Annotated in this window: 18 protein-coding genes and 1 pseudogene; 6 read left to right on the forward strand and 13 right to left on the reverse strand. The window is 60.4% G+C overall.

Annotated features, from left to right (window positions below; translation table 11 throughout):
* The first annotated feature begins 63 nt into the window (after window positions 1–63).
* Window positions 64–189, forward strand: coding sequence for a hypothetical protein (locus KDX39_RS26325; RefSeq protein ID WP_004887921.1), 126 nt, complete (start codon window positions 64–66; stop codon window positions 187–189).
* 67 nt (window positions 190–256) lie between these two features.
* Here the strand turns inward: KDX39_RS26325 and KDX39_RS00800 are convergent, their stop codons facing one another.
* Together KDX39_RS00800 and KDX39_RS00805 are read right to left on the reverse strand one after the other, a co-directional pair.
* On the reverse strand, window positions 257–739 hold the full coding sequence (locus tag KDX39_RS00800) for a GNAT family N-acetyltransferase (protein WP_231658859.1): 483 nt from the start codon (window positions 737–739) through the stop codon (window positions 257–259).
* 68 nt (window positions 740–807) lie between these two features.
* Complete coding sequence (locus KDX39_RS00805; RefSeq protein WP_231658860.1) at window positions 808–1,206, reverse strand: hypothetical protein; 399 nt, start codon at window positions 1,204–1,206, stop codon at window positions 808–810.
* 244 nt (window positions 1,207–1,450) lie between these two features.
* Between KDX39_RS00805 and KDX39_RS00810 the strand changes: the two genes are divergently transcribed.
* Window positions 1,451–2,152, forward strand: a complete 702-nt coding sequence (locus KDX39_RS00810; protein ID WP_099226552.1) for an AzlC family ABC transporter permease — start codon at window positions 1,451–1,453, stop codon at window positions 2,150–2,152.
* Window positions 2,149–2,466, forward strand: coding sequence for an AzlD domain-containing protein (locus KDX39_RS00815; RefSeq protein ID WP_231658862.1), 318 nt, complete (start codon window positions 2,149–2,151; stop codon window positions 2,464–2,466). The genes KDX39_RS00810 and KDX39_RS00815 overlap by 4 nt, the downstream gene beginning before the upstream one ends.
* Window positions 2,467–2,548: 82 nt before the next feature.
* Here KDX39_RS00815 and KDX39_RS00820 read toward each other — a convergent pair whose 3' ends face one another.
* Window positions 2,549–3,424: an MBL fold metallo-hydrolase gene (locus tag KDX39_RS00820; RefSeq protein WP_231658863.1), complete on the reverse strand. Its 876-nt coding sequence runs from the start codon at window positions 3,422–3,424 to the stop codon at window positions 2,549–2,551.
* A 110-nt stretch (window positions 3,425–3,534) separates the two neighbouring features.
* On the opposite strand from KDX39_RS00820, the gene KDX39_RS00825 reads away from it, so the two are divergent.
* Window positions 3,535–4,434, forward strand: a complete 900-nt coding sequence (locus tag KDX39_RS00825) for a LysR family transcriptional regulator (RefSeq protein ID WP_231658864.1) — start codon at window positions 3,535–3,537, stop codon at window positions 4,432–4,434.
* A 293-nt stretch (window positions 4,435–4,727) separates the two neighbouring features.
* On the opposite strand, the gene KDX39_RS26480 is transcribed toward KDX39_RS00825, so the two are convergent.
* The 10 genes and pseudogenes from KDX39_RS26480 to KDX39_RS00870 all read right to left on the reverse strand — a co-directional run bounded on the left by KDX39_RS26480 (window position 4,728) and on the right by KDX39_RS00870 (window position 15,553).
* The gene (locus KDX39_RS26480; RefSeq protein ID WP_371321821.1) at window positions 4,728–5,495 is read right to left on the reverse strand and encodes a methyl-accepting chemotaxis protein; all 768 of its coding nucleotides are present in this window, start codon (window positions 5,493–5,495) and stop codon (window positions 4,728–4,730) included.
* 90 nt (window positions 5,496–5,585) lie between these two features.
* A pseudogene (locus KDX39_RS26485) lies at window positions 5,586–6,713 on the reverse strand (cache domain-containing protein); the annotation flags it as partial.
* 131 nt (window positions 6,714–6,844) lie between these two features.
* A complete protein-coding gene (locus tag KDX39_RS00835) occupies window positions 6,845–7,618 on the reverse strand; it encodes an IclR family transcriptional regulator (RefSeq protein ID WP_231658866.1) in 774 nt (257 codons plus the stop codon).
* 148 nt (window positions 7,619–7,766) lie between these two features.
* The gene (locus tag KDX39_RS00840; protein WP_231658867.1) at window positions 7,767–8,339 is read right to left on the reverse strand and encodes a sarcosine oxidase subunit gamma; all 573 of its coding nucleotides are present in this window, start codon (window positions 8,337–8,339) and stop codon (window positions 7,767–7,769) included.
* Between the two features lie 3 nt (window positions 8,340–8,342).
* On the reverse strand, window positions 8,343–11,249 hold the full coding sequence (locus KDX39_RS00845; RefSeq protein ID WP_231658868.1) for a 2Fe-2S iron-sulfur cluster-binding protein: 2,907 nt from the start codon (window positions 11,247–11,249) through the stop codon (window positions 8,343–8,345).
* Entirely contained in the window at window positions 11,246–11,551 is a 306-nt protein-coding gene (locus tag KDX39_RS00850) for a sarcosine oxidase subunit delta (RefSeq protein WP_099226560.1), read from the reverse strand. Before KDX39_RS00850 ends, KDX39_RS00845 begins: the two co-directional genes overlap by 4 nt.
* A 25-nt stretch (window positions 11,552–11,576) precedes the next feature.
* Window positions 11,577–12,818, reverse strand: coding sequence for an FAD-dependent oxidoreductase (locus KDX39_RS00855; protein WP_231658869.1), 1,242 nt, complete (start codon window positions 12,816–12,818; stop codon window positions 11,577–11,579).
* Window positions 12,800–13,705 (reverse strand): bifunctional methylenetetrahydrofolate dehydrogenase/methenyltetrahydrofolate cyclohydrolase FolD, encoded by a 906-nt coding sequence (folD, locus tag KDX39_RS00860; RefSeq protein WP_231658870.1) that lies wholly within the window; start codon window positions 13,703–13,705, stop codon window positions 12,800–12,802. Before folD ends, KDX39_RS00855 begins: the two co-directional genes overlap by 19 nt.
* On the reverse strand, window positions 13,702–14,568 hold the full coding sequence (gene purU / locus KDX39_RS00865) for a formyltetrahydrofolate deformylase (RefSeq protein WP_231658871.1): 867 nt from the start codon (window positions 14,566–14,568) through the stop codon (window positions 13,702–13,704). The genes folD and purU overlap by 4 nt, the downstream gene beginning before the upstream one ends.
* A 379-nt stretch (window positions 14,569–14,947) precedes the next feature.
* Window positions 14,948–15,553 carry a helix-turn-helix domain-containing protein gene (locus KDX39_RS00870; protein ID WP_025994689.1) on the reverse strand — a complete coding sequence of 202 codons (606 nt, stop codon included), beginning with the start codon at window positions 15,551–15,553 and terminating at the stop codon, window positions 14,948–14,950.
* Between the two features lie 289 nt (window positions 15,554–15,842).
* Between KDX39_RS00870 and glnT the strand changes: the two genes are divergently transcribed.
* Together glnT and KDX39_RS00880 are read left to right on the forward strand one after the other, a co-directional pair.
* Window positions 15,843–17,177, forward strand: coding sequence for a type III glutamate--ammonia ligase (gene glnT / locus KDX39_RS00875; protein WP_231658872.1), 1,335 nt, complete (start codon window positions 15,843–15,845; stop codon window positions 17,175–17,177).
* Window positions 17,178–17,250: 73 nt separating this feature from the next.
* Window positions 17,251–18,156: a class II glutamine amidotransferase gene (locus KDX39_RS00880; protein ID WP_231658873.1), complete on the forward strand. Its 906-nt coding sequence runs from the start codon at window positions 17,251–17,253 to the stop codon at window positions 18,154–18,156.
* Window positions 18,157–18,163 lie beyond the last annotated feature (7 nt).

Below are 18,163 nucleotides of genomic sequence, written 5' to 3' on the forward strand. Positions count from 1 at the left end.
CAATCTGAACCGAATGCTGCGCGCGTGGCCTTACGTTGACAGCCACGAGTGGAGCATCTGACGATGACCGACAAGAAAGACGAAAAGAAACCGGAACCTCGCGACGACGTGCCTGCGCACTCGACGCCCGAGGAAAAGGAGCGGCTCAAGGACTTCAATAAGGATGGCATTCCGCCTGGTGTCTGTTGAAACCTGTCTTCGCAAAAACGCCCGGCCTTACGCAGGCCGGGCGTTTTCGTTATGCGGCGTCTGACGATCACTCACCCGCTGCGAAATCCCGCAGAACACTGCCTTCCATCCGATAGCGCACCCACTCATCCTGAGGCGTTGCGCCGATGGCTTCGTAGAACTTGATAGCGGGCTCGTTCCAGTCCAGCACGCTCCATTCCAGACGGCCACAGTCGTTGGCCACTGCTTCGCGGGCAATGTGTCGCAGCAACGTGCGTCCGGCACCGACGCCGCGTTGTTCCGGTGTGATGTACAGGTCTTCCAGATACACGCCATTGCGACCGAGCCAGGTCGAGTAACTGCAGAAATACACGGCGTACCCGATGGGCTTGTCGTCGTACAGGCACATCAGCGCCTTTGCGGGTGCGTTATCGGCAAACAGTGAACGCTGAATGTCCTCTTTGCTGGCCTTGACCTCATGCCCGGCACGTTCGTAGATCGCAAGTTCGGTGATGAACGCCAGAATCTGGCTGGCGTCGGCGGCAGTGGCGGGGCGAATGACGAGCGACACAAAGACTCTCCTTGACGGCTGTGAAAGATGGCGCGGCATGATAGCCGCATCGTCCTGCAAGCCGGTAGTCAGGCGTCGCGCAGCAGGTCGTTGGCGTTGAGCAATTGCCAGGCGATGTGCGGGTTGGCTTCCAGCGCCCGCCTGATAGCGGCTGGAATGGATTGGCGAGTCTTGCGGCAGACCCCGACCTTCTGCTCCACGAGAATATTGATGCCGCGCATGGTGCGTACCTCGTTGAAGCCCGGCATGACTTCTACACGCACGCCCAGTTGCGCTTCGATCTTGTGCAGTACGTGTTCCAGATCGTTCAGGCTGGTGATGGCCTCGAGTCGCTCAAGCAGGCGTTTCTCCTGATCGCGGGTCAGCAGCAGAATCCGCCGGTCGGCATCAGGCGCGTCGAGCCGCTCCCGCTCGCAATCGCAGACGCCGGGTGGGCAAGGGTTTCGGGTGGGAAGCGATGCATTCATGTGGCGCAGCATAGCCATTGTGCGAGGCGTCTGACCATAGATGCGTCAGGCCTTTTATCCTGACACGGGCTCCTGAAGCAATTAAGTGAATGACCGATGGGACGCAGCGCGTCCGGTCTTGATGTGCTCAGAGCATCCCGGGCTGCACGCACCACTCAAATCATCGAAACCCGCACGAATATTCAAGACGTCCACCCGTGATTCTGCGAAAGTTGCTGCCCCATAATCTGTCATGCGGTTGTTCATGTTTCGTTCTTCATCTGCTTATCAGGCGTTCAGTCAGGGCGCCATTGCGGTCATGCCGCTGTCGTTGGCCTGCGCGCCGTGGGGCCTGCTGGCCGGGTCTCTGGCGCTGGAAGCCAATCTCACGCCGCTGGAAAGCCAGGGGCTGTCAGTTATCGTCTTTGCGGGAGCCGCACAACTCGTCGCTATCGGCATGCTGAAAAGCGGGGCAGGGATCGGCTCGATTCTGCTGACGACGCTGCTCTTGACCTCGCAGCACCTGCTCTACGGGCTGCACATGCGCCCGACGCTTTCGCGTCTGCCGTTGCGCTGGCGGATGAGCCTGGGTTTTCTGCTGACCGACGAATTCTTCGCCCTCAACAGCCAACACGGGGGCGCATCGTTCAATCGCTGGTTCGCGCTCGGCGTCGGGCTGACGTTCTACCTGATCTGGAACCTTTTTACCTTTCTGGGCATCGTGCTGGGTAACAGCTTTCCGGGGCTGGAACATCTGGGGCTGGAGTTCTCGATCATCGCCACCTTCATCGCCCTGGTCACGCCGCTGGTGCGTAATTTGCCTGTGGTGGTGTGCGTGGCCGTTTCGCTGTTCTGTTCGGTGCTGTTCAGCTACTGGCACTGGAGTGCGGCGCTGGTGCTGGCCGGAATTGCAGGCATGACCGCAGGTTTTGTCGTCAAACGCGCGCTGGGGCAGGAGGCATCATGATCTTTGGGGTCATTATCGGAATGGGACTGGCGGTGTTTTTCAATCGCTACGTGTTTCTGGAGCCGCGCCTGCCGTTCACGCTGGGGCGCAACGCACGGGATTTTCTCGGCTTTGCCGTGCCCGGCATGCTGACCGCAATTTGTGGGCCGATCATCTTTCTGCCTGAACACCGGCTGGAACTGAGTCTGACCAATCCCTACTTGCTGGGCGCGCTGTGCACCGTTGTTCTGATGCTCTGGACCAGGCGGGTTCTGACCAGTGTGATGCTGGGTATGTGTTGTTTTTATGGGTTTCGCTGGCTTTTTCCGGTCTAGCAACACTGGCAGGCCCGGTAGCGGTGGCCTGCCAGTGGTGAAACGCAATTAGGCTCTGTACGAAACCTAGCGACTGATCAGATCAGTTCGGCCACTTCATCTCGCCTTTGATCACTTTGGCACTCAGCTCCAGCGAACTCGGCTCGGCCAGTTGTGGCCAGGCTTTTTTCATGGCGTCGATCAATGCCGCGGAGTCCTTGGCCTTGGCAGCGTGCTCCTCGAAGGATTTGAGGTAGTCGGCGGTGAACGTGACAGCCTTGGTTCCTTCAGGCACCTCGCCCAGATAGTGGCCCGGAATAACGGTGACCGGCTTCAAGGCTTCGATGCCCTTGAGGGTGGCAAGCCAGTCCTGACGGGATTTCGGCGTCTGGGTATCGGCGATCCAGACGTGAATGCCGCTGGATACGACAACACCGCCTACAACGGCCTTGAGCGACGGAATCCAGACGTAGCTGCGTTGCGGCGCCGAGCCTTGCAGCCCTTTGATTTCCAGCGGCTGGCCTTCCAGCGTCAGATGATCGCCCTTGAGTACTTCAGGCAGGACCAGTTTGGCTGGAGCGTTGTCCTTGAGGATCGGGCCCCAGTAGGCGAGTTTGCCCTGCATCGATGCCTTGATGGCTTTCACGGTGGGTTCGCTGGCGACGATTTTCGCCTCAGGGAACGCCGCCTGGATCACGTCCAGACCGAAGTAGTAATCCGGGTCGCTGTGGCTGATGTAAACGGTGGTGAGTTTCTTGCCGCTGGCCTTGATCTTCTGCACCAGCGCTTCGGCGTCGTTACGCTGGAACTGGGCGTCGATCAGCACAGCATCATGCTGGCCGGTGATGAGTTCGGACGACACCGGGAAAATGGCTTTTTCGGCCGGGTTGTAGACGTCGATCTTCAGCGGATCGGCGGCCTGAGCGGCCAGTGGAAAAAGAGTGGCGAAGGAGAGGGCGAACAGGGCACTGCGCAACATGGGAACAACCTTTTCGAGTGGCAGACTGGAAGTGGTCCTATCTTAGGTTGCTTGAAGTGAAACAAAAGCCTCAAAATTGGCAACTATTGGTTGCCTGGATCGGACGAATCATGGATCGCATCATGGCGGCGCGGGTGTTTATTGCCATCAACGAGCGTGGCAGCCTGATCGCTGCCGCAGAGTCGCTGGACATCTCCCGCGCCATGGTCACGCGCTATCTGGCGCAAATGGAAACCTGGGCCGGAGCACGCCTGCTGCATCGCACCACCCGCAAACTGGGTCTGACGGCACCTGGCCAAGTGACGCTGGCACGCTGTCAGCAACTTCTGGAGCTGGCCGACGCCATGCCACTGGCGGCCGATACGCAGGTGGACGAGCCGCGCGGCATGGTGCGCATCGCCTGTTCCCAGTCGCTGGCGCAGGCGGTGCTGGCACCGGCAGTGACGGCCTACCTGCAGCGCTATCCCGGCACGTCTGTGGACCTGTTGATCGGCAATCAGGCGGTGGATCTGGTGAGCGAACGGATCGATCTGGCGATCCGCATCACCAATCAACTGGACCCCAATCTCATTGCACGCCCGCTGGGAACCTGCGATTCAGTCATGTGTGCGTCGCCCGCTTATCTGGCGGCCCGCGGCACACCGCTGCGGCCACAGGAGTTGAGCGGCCATAATTGCCTGACCTATTCCTACTTCGGCAAGAGTCTTTGGGAGTTCGTGCATGCAGGACAGCCGTTGAGTGTGCCCGTGGGCGGGAACCTCAGCGCCAATGATTCGGTGGTGCTGCTCGAGGCCGCAGTGGCAGGTGCAGGGGTCACCTTGCAACCGGTTCACTCGGCAGCGCCATTGCTGGCCAGTGGGCAACTCGTCGCGCTGATGCCCGACTACCAGCCCCGCACGCTGGGCATGCACGGCATCTACACCTCGCGCCAGCATCAGTCGGCGACCTTGCGCACCCTGCTGGATTTTCTGGCGGAATGGTTCGGGGAGGACGTCTTGTTGCGGGGGTAGAGGCATAGGTTGCGTGATACGCAGGCCACCTTTATCAATCACCTGACTGCTGATCAAACGCTGAAATCTGCTTCTGCCCGGAGAGCGTGGGAGCTCTCGGGGGGTTAAGATGTCAGCGACGGGCTGCGCAGCGGCCCTAGAGTGGATCTGATACGCCGAAGGCTGCCGGTTCCTGGCAGATCGCCGGCACGCCGCCTCCTGGTTGAAGACGTGGCCGGGCCTTCCACAAAAACGCGTTTCCTCGGCAGGTCACGCGTTGCCCGTTGACGGAGGTTTTTCCAAGGTCTTTACCATCAAGTCTTGAACTTGCGCACCAGTGCATCCAGCTCGTTGGACAGCGACGCCAGGCTGCTGGAGTCGACACGGGCCGAGTCTGACAGCGTGGCGATCAGTTGCGCATCGCCATGGATCTGGCTGATGTGTCGGTTAATGTCCTCGGCCACCTGATGCTGCTCTTCGGCGGCGGTCGCGATCTGGGTGTTCATGTCGCGGATCACGTCCACCGACTCGCGGATCTGGCCGAAGCTGCTGCGTGCCTGTCCGATCTTGGTCACGGACTGTTGCGACACATCCAGGCTCGCGTTCATCTGCTGTGCCACGGACTTGGTACGTTTGGCCAGGTTGCCCAACAGCGTGTCAATCTCCGCAGTCGAATCGGCTGTGCGCTTGGCCAGCGCGCGGACTTCGTCGGCCACCACGGCAAACCCGCGACCCTGTTCACCGGCACGCGCCGCTTCGATGGCTGCGTTGAGCGCCAGCAGGTTGGTCTGCTCGGCAATCGAACGAATGGTGGCCAGAATCGATTGAATGTCGATGCTGTCCTTTTCCAGTTGCGTCACATCCTTGGCCGAGCGAGCGATTTCTTCGCTCAATTGATCGACGCTGCGCACCGCGTCGTCGATCTGGCGCTGACCTTCACGGGCCTGCTGTTGACCGCTGTCGGCAGAGTCAGCCGCCTGGCTGCAGGAGCGGGCGACTTCGTTGGAGGTGGCGACCATTTCGTGGAACGCCGTAGAGACCATGTCCACCGCTTCACGCTGACGACCTGCGGCTTCTGCCATGTCGTTGGAGACACGGGTCGAGCTGTGCGACGCCTCTAGAATCTTGTGCGCTGCCTGGCTGATGTGCTGGATCAGGCTGCGAATCGCAGTCAGGAACTTGTTGAACCAGCCCGCCAGTTGCGCGGTTTCGTCGTTGCCGCGCACGGTCAGGTTACGGGTCAGGTCGCCTTCACCGTCAGCGATGCCTTCCAGACCGGTCGAGACGCTGTGAATCGGACGCACGATAACCCTGGCGAAGCTCGCGCCGACAATGGCGAACACCAGTGCGAGCACGGCGGCGATGATACCGATCAGCAAGGTCAGACGCGTGGCAGAGGCCATGACTTCGTCCTGCTTGATCAGGCCAATGAAGTTCCAGCCCAACTGCTCGGACGAGTAGACGTTGGCCATGTAGCGCTCGCCGTTGAGCGTAACCTCGACCAGACCACTGTTGGTCTTGGCCAGTTCGGCAAAGCCGTCGCCCAGCTCACCCAGCTTCTTGAAGTTGTGTTCCGGCTGCTTGGGATCGACCAGCACCGTGCCGTTCTTTTCCATCAACATCAGATAGCCGCTTTCGCCCAGCTTGATCTGTTTGACGATGTTGGTCAGTTGCTTGAGCGACACGTCGATATTCACCACGCCGCCGGGGTTACCGAGCTTGTTGGGAATCGCGCGGATGGTGCTGACCAGCACGGCGTCGTCGGCGGCCCAGTAATAGGCATCGCTGCGTACGGTCTTGCCGACGTTGGCCATCGCCGTCTTGTACCAGGGACGGACGCGAGGGTCGTAGTTGCTCATCCTCGGGTCTTCCGGCGTCATGATGTAGCTGCCGTTGATCAGGCCGTAGGAAACATAGGAATACGCCGGGTGAGCCTTGGCAATGCTGGCGAACAGCTCGGTTGCCTGCCTGTCATTTTCCGACTGCGGCGTCGCAGCGGCACCCATATAGTTTCTGAAATCGTCGCCAGCACCTGCAATCAGCGGATGCGCGGCGATGTAGTTCACGTTCTGAGTGATGCCGTCGAAAAACAGCTGCATGGCGTTATCGACCTGACGAATTTCGCGCCCGCTGCCATCCACAAAATCCTGGGTCGCCTCGTCGCGCAGGTTCACGACGACAATCGTTGCCACCACAATAATTGGAAGGCACGCAATGACTGCGAATGCCCAGGTCAATTTCTGTTTGATATTCATGTGAGCTCCGGAGTGTCCAGTACTATCGCGTGTTGGGCGCTGCATTTGTGTGCAGTCTGTCGAACCATGTCATCACTCGGGAGCGCTGCCTTATGGCCTACCACTAGCAAGTCGGCGTTCTACCGGGATTCTTTAAACGGGATGGCGGTATCAGAGGCATTTATGTCGTTTCTGGGTCAGGGGCGATACCCCAGTTCGCTGCTGATGTGTTCGCTGCAGGCCAGCAACAGATCCTGAAACCGTTCCCGCGCACCGTCCGGGTCCATGATGGCGTCCGGGCCGGACAGGTTGATTGCCGCCGTGACCTTGCCCGCATGGTCCTTGATTGACGTGGCGATGGCGGTCGCATAGTCCGAGCGGTGCAGAACCCAGCCGCGCTCGCGATCCTGCCGTGTCATGGCTTGAAGTTCAGGCAGCGTGCGGGGGGCCGGAGCAGGGTAGTCGTCCAGGCGGATGTGCTGATAGAGCCTGCTCAGCTCTGCGTCGTCCAGTGCCGTCAGCAGCATGCGGCCCATGGCCGTGCAGTGGCAGGCGATGCGGGTGCCGACCGGAACATTCACCGAAAGACGCTGCGCAGCGAAGGCTCGGTAGAGGTACAGGCTGTCGGTCTGCTCACGAATGCTCAGGTGGCAGGACAGTGATGACTGGTCACGCAGCCGGTTCAGGTGTGGCATCGCGACGTCGACAATGTCGCGGCTGGCCAGATAGCTGAAGCCATCGCTGATCACTCGCGCACCCAGTTCGTATTGCGTGCCGCTTTTGTTCAGATAGCCCATGTCGGTCAGGGTGAACAGAATCCGGTAGACCGCAGACGTGCTGACGCCCAGTCGCCCGGCGATTTCGTGCATGCCGAGCGAGCGGGTCTGCGCTGAAAACATGCCCAGCACGCTCAACCCACGGGCCAGGGCGGGGACAATGTAGTCGGTGTCTTTTTCAGTCGTGTCAGTCATGGATAGCTTCACACTGGCTCATGTTCGTTTTCGTCCGCGCCGGATGAAACACAGAATGGGTGGGATGTGCACTCAGCCAGCCACCCTCGTTCTGGATCTGCTTTTCGCGCTCGTTGTACAACGACGAACGCAGCGAGTCAGAACGATTTCAGACACTCGCTCTATCAAACTCCGCCATCGCATCCAGCACTGCATCCTTGAAGTACGCCAGCGAAGCGCGGTCGAACAGAATCTGAAAACACGGCACCGATTGCGCACCGACATTCACCACGATCACGTTGATGCGCGCCGCCGAGGTCTGGGCCACCGCCCCGGGCGGGAATGCATGCACACGCAGGTCGACGCCGCACAGTTTGGCCATCACCTCGCTGATGCACACCCCGCTCAGTTGCAGCCACGCGTGGCTGTCTTGACGTGGCAGGAGGTAATTGGCGATGTGGTCCAGCTCCCAGCGGACTTCTTCGTCGGCGATGCGCTGGCCTTGATCCTGAGCACTGCCCAGCAGCAGGTATTCGGTCTGCGACAGACGCGCAACGTGGCTGCCATCTGCCTGGGTCATTGCGCGGTTGGGTGCGTCGGGCAGGTCGAAGCCGCGTGCGGTCAGGTAAGCGGCGCTGTCCGTACCGCGAAAGCCGACGCGTGGCAGGTCGGTCAGATCCTCCAGCGTGCACAGCGGCATCGAGTCAAATCCAACAGAGCGTTCAGCAGAAAGACGGGTCATGGTTCAGAGCTCCTGGCGCTGATTTTCAGGATCGAAGAAGGGTAGTTTCACCACGGTGGCCTGGACCACCACACCGTCTTCGACGCGAATCGGGATCTGCTGGCCCGGCGTGCTCTGATCGAACGCGGCGTAGGCCAGACCGATGATCTTGCCCAGTGTCTGCGAGTATTCGCAGGAGGTAACGTTGCCGCTGATATCCGGCCCCTTGAGCACCAGATGGCCTTCGAGCGGCAGCGGGCTGGCCTTGGGCAGGGTGAAGCCCACCAGCTTGCGTTTCTGTGGCCGGGCTTCGAGGATGTCCACCGAACGACGGCCGACGAAGAAGGGTTTGCTCCGGCTAACCGCCCAGCCCATGTCGATTTCGGCCGGGTGGGTCATGCCGTCGGTGTCCTGGCTGACGATCACATGGCCTTTTTCCAGGCGCAGCAGACGCTGGGTTTCAACGCCGAACGGGCGCATGTCAAAGGCCCGGCCTGCATCGGTCAGCGCGTCCCAGAGCTTGAGCCCGTGGCGTGCCGGTACGTGAATCTCGTAACCCAGTTCGCCGACAAAGCCTACCCGCAGCAGGCGTGCCCTGATGCCCGCGACAGAGCCCTGACGCACGCCCAGATAGGGAAAACCTTCGCAAGACAGATCCAGATCGCTGCACACCTGCTCCAGCACCTTGCGCGAATCCGGACCTGCCACGTTGACCGCACAGATCGCCGCCGTCACGTTGGTGATGTCCACGTTCAGGCGCCACTGGGCGTTCCACTTGAGCATCTGCTGGTAGATGCGATCCACACCGCTGGTGGTCGCGGTCACGTAGAAATGCTGCTCGGCAAAGCGCGCACAGACGCCGTCGTCGATCACCACGCCCTGCTCATTGGTCATCAGGGCATAGCGCGAACGACCGACCGGCTGCTTGAGAAACGCGAAGGTGTACATACGGTTGAGCAGTTCGGCGGCGTCAGGCCCACGGATATCCAGCCCGCCCAGCGTCGAGACATCAATGATCCCGACCTTGTTGCGTACATGCGCGGCTTCTTCCTGCATGCACGCATCGCGTTGCGACGGTTTGCCGTAGAACGCCGGGCGCTGCCAGATGCCCGCAGGCATCATCTTCGCGCCCGCCTCAACGTGGCGGCGATGCATGGGCGTTTGCCTGTATGGATCGAAGGCGCGGCCTGCGACATGCGCCAGCTTTTCCGCCTCGAACGGCGGGCGTGCTGTGGTCACTCCGGTTTCGCTGATACTGCGCTGGGTCGAAGCCGCGACCAGACGTGCCGTCGGCAGCGCCGAATGACGTCCCTGCGAAGGACCCATGCCGACAGTGGAGTAGCGCTTGACCAGTTGAATGTCGCGGTAGCCGATCCGGGTGGCGTTGACGATGTCGCGCACTTGCAGGTCTTCATCGAAGTCGACGAAGTCCTTGCCTTCGGGATGCGGAAAGATCGGCCAGGCAAAATTGACCCGCGCTTCGTTGCGCAACGCGGGCAGGGTGCCTTCGAAGGTGAGGCCCAGCGCCGTGGTCACGTCGGCTGCGGCGCGCGTCGCGTCGGCCAGCACGTTGTCCAGCGCGTGACAGCCGTTGACGGAACCGGCGATGCTCAGGTTCTGCGGTAAACCGCTGAGGGCGAACTCGGCCTGGGCGTCGTCATAGTCGAGCTTGCCGCCGGCCTGACACAGTAACTGGTAGGCGGGCATGTAGCCGCCGGACATGCACAGCAGATCGCACTCGACGGTCAGGCCGCTGTTGGCCACCTGTCCCTGGCCGGTGATCTTGCGCAGGTCCGCGCCACTGACGTGACGCATGCCTTTTTCGTGCAACGCTTCGAACACCGTGGTGTTCATGTGGCAGGTGATGCCGCGTTGTTCGACCGCGTTCTGCAATGCCCGGTCGTGTGCATGGGGGCGCATGTCGACAACGGCGACGACATCCAGGCCCTGATCGTGCAGGTCCAGCGCCGCGAGGTAGCCGTCGTCGTTGCCGGTCAACACCACCGCGCGCTTGCCGGGTTTGACCGCATACAGCTTCATCAGCCGCTGCACGGCGCTGGTCAGTATCACGCCGGGCAGGTCGTTGTTGCGAAAGATCACCGGCTGGTCGAATGACCCGCTGCACACCAGACATTGCGTGGCGCGCACCTTATACATGCGCTTGCCCTGAATCACCGGCAGGTAGTTGTCGGTGAACCAGGCGTTGCAGGTCGCCTGCTTGAGCACGCGGATGTTGGCGTGGCCTTCCACGGCCTCGACCAGCTCGCGGCGCACCTGCCCGGCGCGCTGACCTTCAAGGTCGAAGCGGGCGTAGGTCAGTGAGCCGCCCAGAATCGCCTGCTGTTCGATCAGGAGCACTTGGGCACCGGCATGGGCGGCGGTCAATGCAGCCTGCAACCCCGCTGGCCCGGCACCAATGATGGCAAGGTCGGTAAACAGATAAGCCTTGTCGTAATACTCCGGCTGAAATTTCAGGTCCAGCACGCCCAGACCGGCCTTCTTGCGAATGATCGGCTCCCAGACTTTCCACATGCCTTTTGGCTTGTAGAAGGAACGATAGTAGAAACCGACCGGCATGAACTTCGAGAATTTGCCCAGAACGGCATCCTTGTCGTTGTCCAGCGAGCCATTGAAGTTCTGTGCGCTGACCTGCAGACCTTGCTGCAGCGCAAAGGTGTCGGCCAGTACGTTGGGCTCATGGGGCAACTGGATCAGGCTGTTGGCGTCTTGTCCCGCCATGGTCAGGGGGCCGCGCGGGCGGTGGTACTTGAACGAGCGCGAGAGCAGAAAGCGACCGTTGGCCAGCAGGGCGCTGGCGATGCTGTCGCCTTGCAGGCCCTGATAGGTCTTGCCGTCGAAACTGAAAGTGAGCGGCTTATCGCGGTCGATCAGCAGACCCATGGGCGCGGACAGGCGAGTGGGCATGTTCATCCTGCGATCTCCTTGGAGGGCATGGGGGCGAAGTCGACGCGGGCGGTGAAGACCTCGCGCGGGTCAAAGGTGCGGATGATCTGGTCGCTTGCGGTGTGGCGCTCGGCCAGAAACCAGTAGCTGGACGGGTTATGCATCCACCATTCACGCACGACGCCCAGCGTGTCTTCGCTGTTGAACACGTAATCGGCCCACTCGGCGTCGCTGCAGGTCTGCGGGTCGGGCATGTGCTTGAACTCGCCGCCGTAAGTGAACTCGCTGATGTTGCGTGGCCCGTTGAGCGGGCAGGTCATGATTTTCATGTATCGCTCCTTACTCGATAACGGGTCAGTGGCTGGCCGCAGTTGCGCCCATTTCGTTGACTTGCTGAAAGGTGGAGAACCGCTCCAGCGCGAAGGGCCTGATCAGCTCCGGGACCTTGCCGCCGCTGGCCACCAGTTCGGCCATGGTCTTGCCGCAGATGGGCGTTGCCTTGAAACCCCAAGTCCCCCAGCCTGCGTCCAGGTAATAATTCTTCACCGGTGAAAGGCCCATGATCGGGCTGTAATCCGGGGTCATGTCGGTGATCCCGGCCCACTGGCGCATCAGCTTTGCATTGGCCAGAAACGGAAACATCTCGATGGCATGGGCCAGCAGGCTTTCCTTCAGGTCCAGGGTCGAGCGGGTGTTGAACAGCGGATAAGGATCCGAGCCTCCGCCAAATACCACTTCACCGCGGCTGGTCTGCTGTACGTAGCAATGCAGCGCTGAAGAGCTCACCAGCGGATCGAGAAAGGGTTTGAATGGCTGGGTGACCATGGCCTGTAGCGGGAAGGTCTGGATGGGCGAGCGAATGCCAGCCTTTTTCATCATCTGCGAACTCATGCCCGCGACCGCCTGTACCGCGCAGCCACACTGGATGGTGCCGCGGTTGGTCTTGACCGCCGTGATGGTGCCGTTCGTGATCACCAGCTCTTGGACTTCAGTCAGTTGATGGATCTCCACGCCGCGTTTGGCGGCCTGTTTCGCATAGCCCCAGGCGACGGCATCGTGCCGTGCCGTGCCGCCGTCGATGTGCCACAGCCCGGCAAGCACCGGAAGGTGGCCGGGATCAAGGTTGAGGCTTGGCACCAGTTCGCGAATCTGCTGGCGGTCGATCATCTCGGTGCGCCCGCCAAAATGCTTGTTGACCTCGGCCCGCTGACGAAACGAACGCACCGTGGCGTCGGTGTGTGCCAGGGTCAGTTGGCCGCGTTCGGAATACATGATGTTGAAATCGAACTCGTTGGACAGACCCTGAAACATTTTCACCGACTCGGCGTAGAACCGGACGCCTTCGCTGGTCAGGTAGTTGGAGCGGATCACGGCGGTATTGCGCGCCGTATTGCCGCCGCCCAGATAGCCTTTTTCCAGCACCGCGATGTTAGTGATGCCGTGGTATTTGGACAGGTAGTAAGCGGTAGCGAGGCCATGACCACCGCCGCCGATGATCACCACGTCATAAGCCTTTTTCAGCTCCTTGGGCGCAGGCAGGTCAACATCGACCGGGTACTCCGGGCTGAGCCCGTACTTCAATAGATTGAAAGGCATACGGCCTCCGATTGGCTGCGTTGCGCACGGGACTGCTGGCGGGCAGCGGTCACGGTGTTTTTCATGAGAAAGGCGATGGTCATCGGGCCGACGCCACCGGGCACTGGAGTGATGGCCGATGCCACGTGCAAGACGCTGTCGAAATCCACGTCGCCGACCAGTCGGCTGCGGCCCTGATCCTGAATGCGGTTGATGCCGACATCGATCACCACTGCGCCGGGCTTGAGCCAACTGGCGTCGATCATGCGCGGACGGCCCACGGCGGCGACCACAATGTCCGCCAGTTGGCACAAGGCCTTGGCGTTCGAGCTGCGCGAGTGCACGACGGTCACCGAGCAATGGGCTTGAAGGAGCAGGGCGGCCATCGGTTTGCCAACGATGTTGGAGCGACCGATCACCACTGCGTGCTTGCCGGTCAGGTCACCGCAGATTTCCTGCAGCAGGTGCATGCAGCCGCTGGGCGTGCAGGGCGTCAGTACATCGCGGCCCTGACTCAGACCGCCGACGTTTTCACTGTGAAAACCGTCGACGTCCTTGGCCGGGTCGATGGCCTGCAGGGCGCAGGCTTCTTCCATGTGGGCAGGCAGGGGCAGTTGCAGCAGAATGCCGTTCACGCTCGGGTCGGCATTGAGCCCGGCAATCACCGCCAACACGCGGGCCTGTGAACTGTCGGCGGGCAGACGGTACTCCAGCGAGCGGATCCCGGCTTCCTCGGCGCGCAGGATCTTGTTACGCACGTAGACCTCGCTGGCCGGATCGTCGCCCACCAGAATGACCGCCAGCGCCGGTGAAATGCCATCGGCCTTGAGGTGCTGCACCTCTTCGCGTACCTGCTGCAGCACCTGGGTGGCCGAAGCCTTGCCATTAATGATTCTGGCCTGGGTCATCGGAAGATCACCGTTCGGTCAGTGTTGAGAAATACCCGATGTTCCAGGTGATATTTCACGGCACGGGACAGGGCTATGGTCTCGGTATTACGGCCCGCTGCGACCAGATCGTCCGGCAGGTACACGTGATCGACGCGCTGAACTTCCTGCTCGATGATCGGGCCTTCGTCCAGATCGCTGGTGACGTAATGTGCGGTGGCGCCAATCAGCTTCACGCCCCGCTCGTAGGCCTGGTGATACGGCTTGGCGCCCTTGAAGCCCGGCAGGAAGGAGTGGTGAATATTGATAGCCCGCCCCGAGAGCTGGCGGCACAGGTCGTCGGAGAGAATCTGCATGTAGCGCGCCAGCACCACCAGTTCGGTGCCGGTCTCGTTGACCACGCGCATCAACGCCGCTTCCTGCTCGGCCTTGGTGTCTTTGGTCACCGGCAGATAGATAAAACGAATCCCCTCACGCTCGGCCATCGGTCGCAGGTCAAGGTGGTTGGAAACGATGGCGGTGATGGCCATGTCCATCTCGCCCTTGTGATAGCGATAGAGCAGGTCGGTCAGGCAGTGGTCGAACTTGCTGACCATCAACAGCACCCGCATCGGCTGGCGCGTATCGTGCAATTCCCACTGCATGGCGAAATCGCTGGCCACCGCACCGAACCCGGTCTTGAGCTGTTCGATATCACCCGCGTGCCCATCATTGAAACGAAATACTGCACGCATGAAAAACGTACCGCTGAACTCATCGTCGAACTGGGCCATTTCCCCGATGTAGCACTGATTGCCTGCCAGATACGACGTGACGGCCGCCACGATCCCGGACGTCGCCGGACAACTGATCTTCAGGATGAAATGGTTCTTCTCGTGTTGCATGGTCAGTCCTCTGGAAGATGGCGGCAGCTCGATAAGGCGAAAATTCAGGGATGAAAACCGTTTTGATGGATGAATAAAAATTCCTGTCAGGAATTTAATATTCATGAAGGCTGTTTTATAGGCGAAAGAAAATGCAGCGTCCAGAGTTTTCTGGAAACTTTATTGAGTGAGGGGAATATTTACGCGCGTGCTGTAACTCAGGTCATCCTCTGCACAGGCGTGCAGTCGGAACGCTCCACCATCGGTTTAAAGACTGGCATTACCACCCTGGAGCATGGGAACGATCATCTTCGATCGCCAGCCCACTGACTGTGCCCATCGCTCCGCGTGGGGATGCGGCCGGGACGCACTGCGTCCCGAGCGGGTCTGACGGCGCGATCTACTCTCCCTGCGCTCCATAATTCATGATCGACAACAACCTGATCGGCACTTGCACCAGTTGCTCCGGCCCATGGGGAATGTCGCCGTCGAACGTCAGGCTGTCACCCGCCTGCATAGGGTACAGCTGATTGCCGTGGCGGTAGATCAGCTCGCCTTCCAGCAAATGCAGAAACTCTGTGCCGGGGTGCGAGAAGGTCGGGAACTCTTCGCTGGCGTCGTCCATGGTCACCATGTACGCCTCGAAACTCTTCTTCGGACCTCGTGTGTGATTGAGCAAGTGATAGGTATGGCCTTTCTCCGTGCCACGCCGGACCACTTCCAGACCTTCATCAGCCTTGACCAGCAGTGCGCTGCTGCCCTGTTGATCGTATTGGCTGAACAGCTTTGACATGGGCATGCCCAGCACGTCGCACAAGCGGCTCAGGTTATCGAGGCTAGTGGAAACCTGAGCGTTCTCGATCTTGCTCAGCATGCCTTGGCTGATGCCTGCGATGCGTGCCACATCGGCCAGTTTCAGCTCCTGCGCCTGACGCTGGCGTTTGATCTGGATGCCCAGGTATTGCTCAAGCTTCAGCTTGGGCGGCGTTTCGTTCGGCGTGTTCATCTGGTCTGTCATCGGGTGTGCACAGTTTCCGCTCGTTAATTTTAATTTCGCACCGGGAATGTGCGGCGTGTTTGCCTGTCGGGCGAATTATTCCCGGAGAGAAAACGAGTTTCCCATATAAACAGCAGGAATGCCCCTGCCTCGCGCATCCGACTTTTGGCATACCAAACTGGCAAGCGCTTTGCATTCCTATTGGGAAAGTAACTTTCCTGATCGGAATATAGACCGAGGGAGGGTGAAACTGCGGTTCTTACCTGAAACGTTCTGCTCATGCCAGGAGACAAGTCTCATGTTGCCACCCGAAACACAGCGTCTGATCGAACAGCACGGCATCAAATACGTGCTGGCTCAGTTCGTGGATATTCATGGCTCGTCGAAGACCAAATCCGTGCCGATTTCGGGCCTGGAAATGGTCGCGGAAGATGGCGCCGGTTTTGCCGGGTTTGCCATCTGTGGCATGGGCATGGAGCCGCACGGTCCCGACTTCATGGCCAAGGGTGACTTGTCGTCGCTGACGCCGGTGCCGTGGCAACCGGGGTATGGACGGGTGGTGTGCATCGGGCATGTTGACGGCAAACCCTGGCCCTATGACAGCCGTTTCGTGTTGCAGCAACAGGTCGAGCGCCTGAGCCAGCGTGGCTGGACCCTCAACACCGGCCTTGAACCCGAGTTCAGCCTGTTCAAGCGTGATGCTGCGGGCAACCTGCAAATGGTCGATGCCAGCGACACCCTCGACAAGCCTTGCTACGACTACAAAGGCCTGTCGCGATCCCGGGAGTTTCTTGAGCGCCTGACAGAGGCGTTGCAGCCGGTCGGATTCGACATCTATCAGATCGACCATGAAGACGCCAATGGCCAGTTCGAGATCAATTACACCTACAGCGACGCGATGGAGTCCGCCGATCGCTTCACTTTCTTCCGCATGGCCGCAGGAGAGATTGCCAACGACATGGGCATGATCTGCTCGTTCATGCCCAAGCCCGATCCCAAGCGGGCGGGCAATGGCATGCACTTTCACCTGTCGATCGGCAGCGCCAGCAACAAGAACCTGTTCCACGACGCCAGCGACCCCAGTGGCATGGGCCTGTCGAAGATGGCCTATCACTTTGCCGCAGGTCTGTTGGCGCATGGCCCGGCGCTGTGTGCGTTTGCCGCGCCGACGGTCAACTCCTACAAGCGTCTGGTGGTCGGCAACTCGTTGTCGGGTGCGACCTGGGCACCGGCATTCATCGCCTTCGGTGCCAACAACCGCTCGGCGATGGTGCGGGTGCCTTATGGCCGCCTGGAGTTTCGCCTGCCTGACGCCGGCTGCAACCCGTATCTGGTCAGTGCCGCGATCATCGCCGCAGGGCTGGACGGGATCGACCGCCAACTGGAAATCGACCACGTCTGCAACGAGAACCTCTACAAGCTGAGCCTTGAAGAGATTGCAGCACGTGGCATCAAGACCTTGCCGCAGTCGCTCAAGGAAGCCTGCGATGCGCTGGAAGCCGACCCGCTGTTCGCCGAAGTGCTGGGCAACGAGATCGTCGGCGAATTCGTGCGCCTCAAGCGCATGGAGTGGGTGGAATACAGCCGCCATGTCAGCGATTGGGAAGTCAAGCGTTACATCGAATTCTTCTGATTTGCCGGATCGTCAAGCAACCGTTTTCGACGTCTTGCCGGAGGGCGGGACGTCTCTGCCCAGGAGTTGAGTCATGTGTGGAATCGTAGGGCTATACCTGAAAAATCCGGCGCTGGAGTCACAGCTCGGCCAGTTGTTCGAGCCGATGCTCGAAGCCATGACCGATCGCGGTCCTGACAGCGCCGGGTTCGCCATCTACGGCGATGAGGTGGCCGATGGCTGGATCAAGCTGACGTTGCAGGCGACCACCGAAGCGTATGATTTCAAGACGCTGATTGCCGCCATCGAAGGCAAGCTGAACGTGGCGCTGGACTGGTTTCAGAACGCCAGCGCCGTGGTCCTCAAGGTCAAGGCCGAAGAAGCAGCGGTGCGCGCCTTGCTGGCGCAACTCGCGCCGACCGTGCGCATTATGAGCGCCGGGCAAAGCATCGAAATACTCAAGGGCATGGGCCTGCCGAGGGAGATTTCCCAACGCTTCGGACTGAGCTCCATGAAGGGCAGCCACATTATCGGCCACACCCGCATGGCCACCGAAAGCGCCGTGACGATGGAAGGCAGTCATCCGTTTTCCACCGGCGCCGATCTGTGTCTGGTGCACAACGGCTCGTTGTCCAATCACTTCCGTCTGCGCCAGAGCCTGCGCCGCGAAGGCATTCATTTCGAAACCGACAACGACACTGAAGTGGCCGCCGGTTATCTGGCCTGGCGCCTGCAGCAGGGCGACAGCCTCAAGCAGGCCCTCGACAAATCCCTGGATGACCTCGACGGCTTCTTCACCTTTGCCATTGGCACGCGCAACGGTTTTGCGGTGATTCGCGACCCGATTGCCTGCAAGCCGGCCGTCCTCGCCGAAACCGATGACTACGTCGCCATGGCCTCGGAGTATCAGGCGCTGTCCAGCCTGCCGGGTATCGAGCACGCCAGGGTCTGGGAACCTGTCCCGGCCACCCTGTACATCTGGGAACGCGAGTCGGCCTAAGGAGCAC

The sequence above is a fragment of the Pseudomonas sp. CDFA 610 genome (assembly GCF_021147865.1).
In the GTDB taxonomy this organism is placed as follows: Bacteria; Pseudomonadota; Gammaproteobacteria; order Pseudomonadales; family Pseudomonadaceae; genus Aquipseudomonas; species Aquipseudomonas alliivorans.

What these genes read in the sequence shown, in the direction of transcription:
- KDX39_RS00810 (WP_099226552.1), top strand. Translation starts at nt 1,451, where the DNA reads ATGTTTCGTTCTTCATCTGCTTATCAGGCGTTCAGTCAGGGCGCCATT.
- KDX39_RS00840 (WP_231658867.1), bottom strand. Translation starts at nt 8,339, where the DNA reads ATGACCCGTCTTTCTGCTGAACGCTCTGTTGGATTTGACTCGATGCCG.
- KDX39_RS00820 (WP_231658863.1), bottom strand. Translation starts at nt 3,424, where the DNA reads ATGTTGCGCAGTGCCCTGTTCGCCCTCTCCTTCGCCACTCTTTTTCCA.
- KDX39_RS00855 (WP_231658869.1), bottom strand. Translation starts at nt 12,818, where the DNA reads ATGCCTTTCAATCTATTGAAGTACGGGCTCAGCCCGGAGTACCCGGTC.
- purU (WP_231658871.1), bottom strand. Translation starts at nt 14,568, where the DNA reads ATGCAACACGAGAAGAACCATTTCATCCTGAAGATCAGTTGTCCGGCG.
- KDX39_RS00805 (WP_231658860.1), bottom strand. Translation starts at nt 1,206, where the DNA reads ATGAATGCATCGCTTCCCACCCGAAACCCTTGCCCACCCGGCGTCTGC.
- folD (WP_231658870.1), bottom strand. Translation starts at nt 13,705, where the DNA reads ATGACCCAGGCCAGAATCATTAATGGCAAGGCTTCGGCCACCCAGGTG.
- KDX39_RS00880 (WP_231658873.1), top strand. Translation starts at nt 17,251, where the DNA reads ATGTGTGGAATCGTAGGGCTATACCTGAAAAATCCGGCGCTGGAGTCA.
- KDX39_RS00835 (WP_231658866.1), bottom strand. Translation starts at nt 7,618, where the DNA reads ATGACTGACACGACTGAAAAAGACACCGACTACATTGTCCCCGCCCTG.
- KDX39_RS00870 (WP_025994689.1), bottom strand. Translation starts at nt 15,553, where the DNA reads ATGAACACGCCGAACGAAACGCCGCCCAAGCTGAAGCTTGAGCAATAC.
- KDX39_RS00845 (WP_231658868.1), bottom strand. Translation starts at nt 11,249, where the DNA reads ATGAACATGCCCACTCGCCTGTCCGCGCCCATGGGTCTGCTGATCGAC.
- KDX39_RS00815 (WP_231658862.1), top strand. Translation starts at nt 2,149, where the DNA reads ATGATCTTTGGGGTCATTATCGGAATGGGACTGGCGGTGTTTTTCAAT.
- glnT (WP_231658872.1), top strand. Translation starts at nt 15,843, where the DNA reads ATGTTGCCACCCGAAACACAGCGTCTGATCGAACAGCACGGCATCAAA.
- KDX39_RS00825 (WP_231658864.1), top strand. Translation starts at nt 3,535, where the DNA reads ATGGATCGCATCATGGCGGCGCGGGTGTTTATTGCCATCAACGAGCGT.
- KDX39_RS26325 (WP_004887921.1), top strand. Translation starts at nt 64, where the DNA reads ATGACCGACAAGAAAGACGAAAAGAAACCGGAACCTCGCGACGACGTG.
- KDX39_RS00850 (WP_099226560.1), bottom strand. Translation starts at nt 11,551, where the DNA reads ATGAAAATCATGACCTGCCCGCTCAACGGGCCACGCAACATCAGCGAG.
- KDX39_RS26480 (WP_371321821.1), bottom strand. Translation starts at nt 5,495, where the DNA reads ATGGCAGAAGCCGCAGGTCGTCAGCGTGAAGCGGTGGACATGGTCTCT.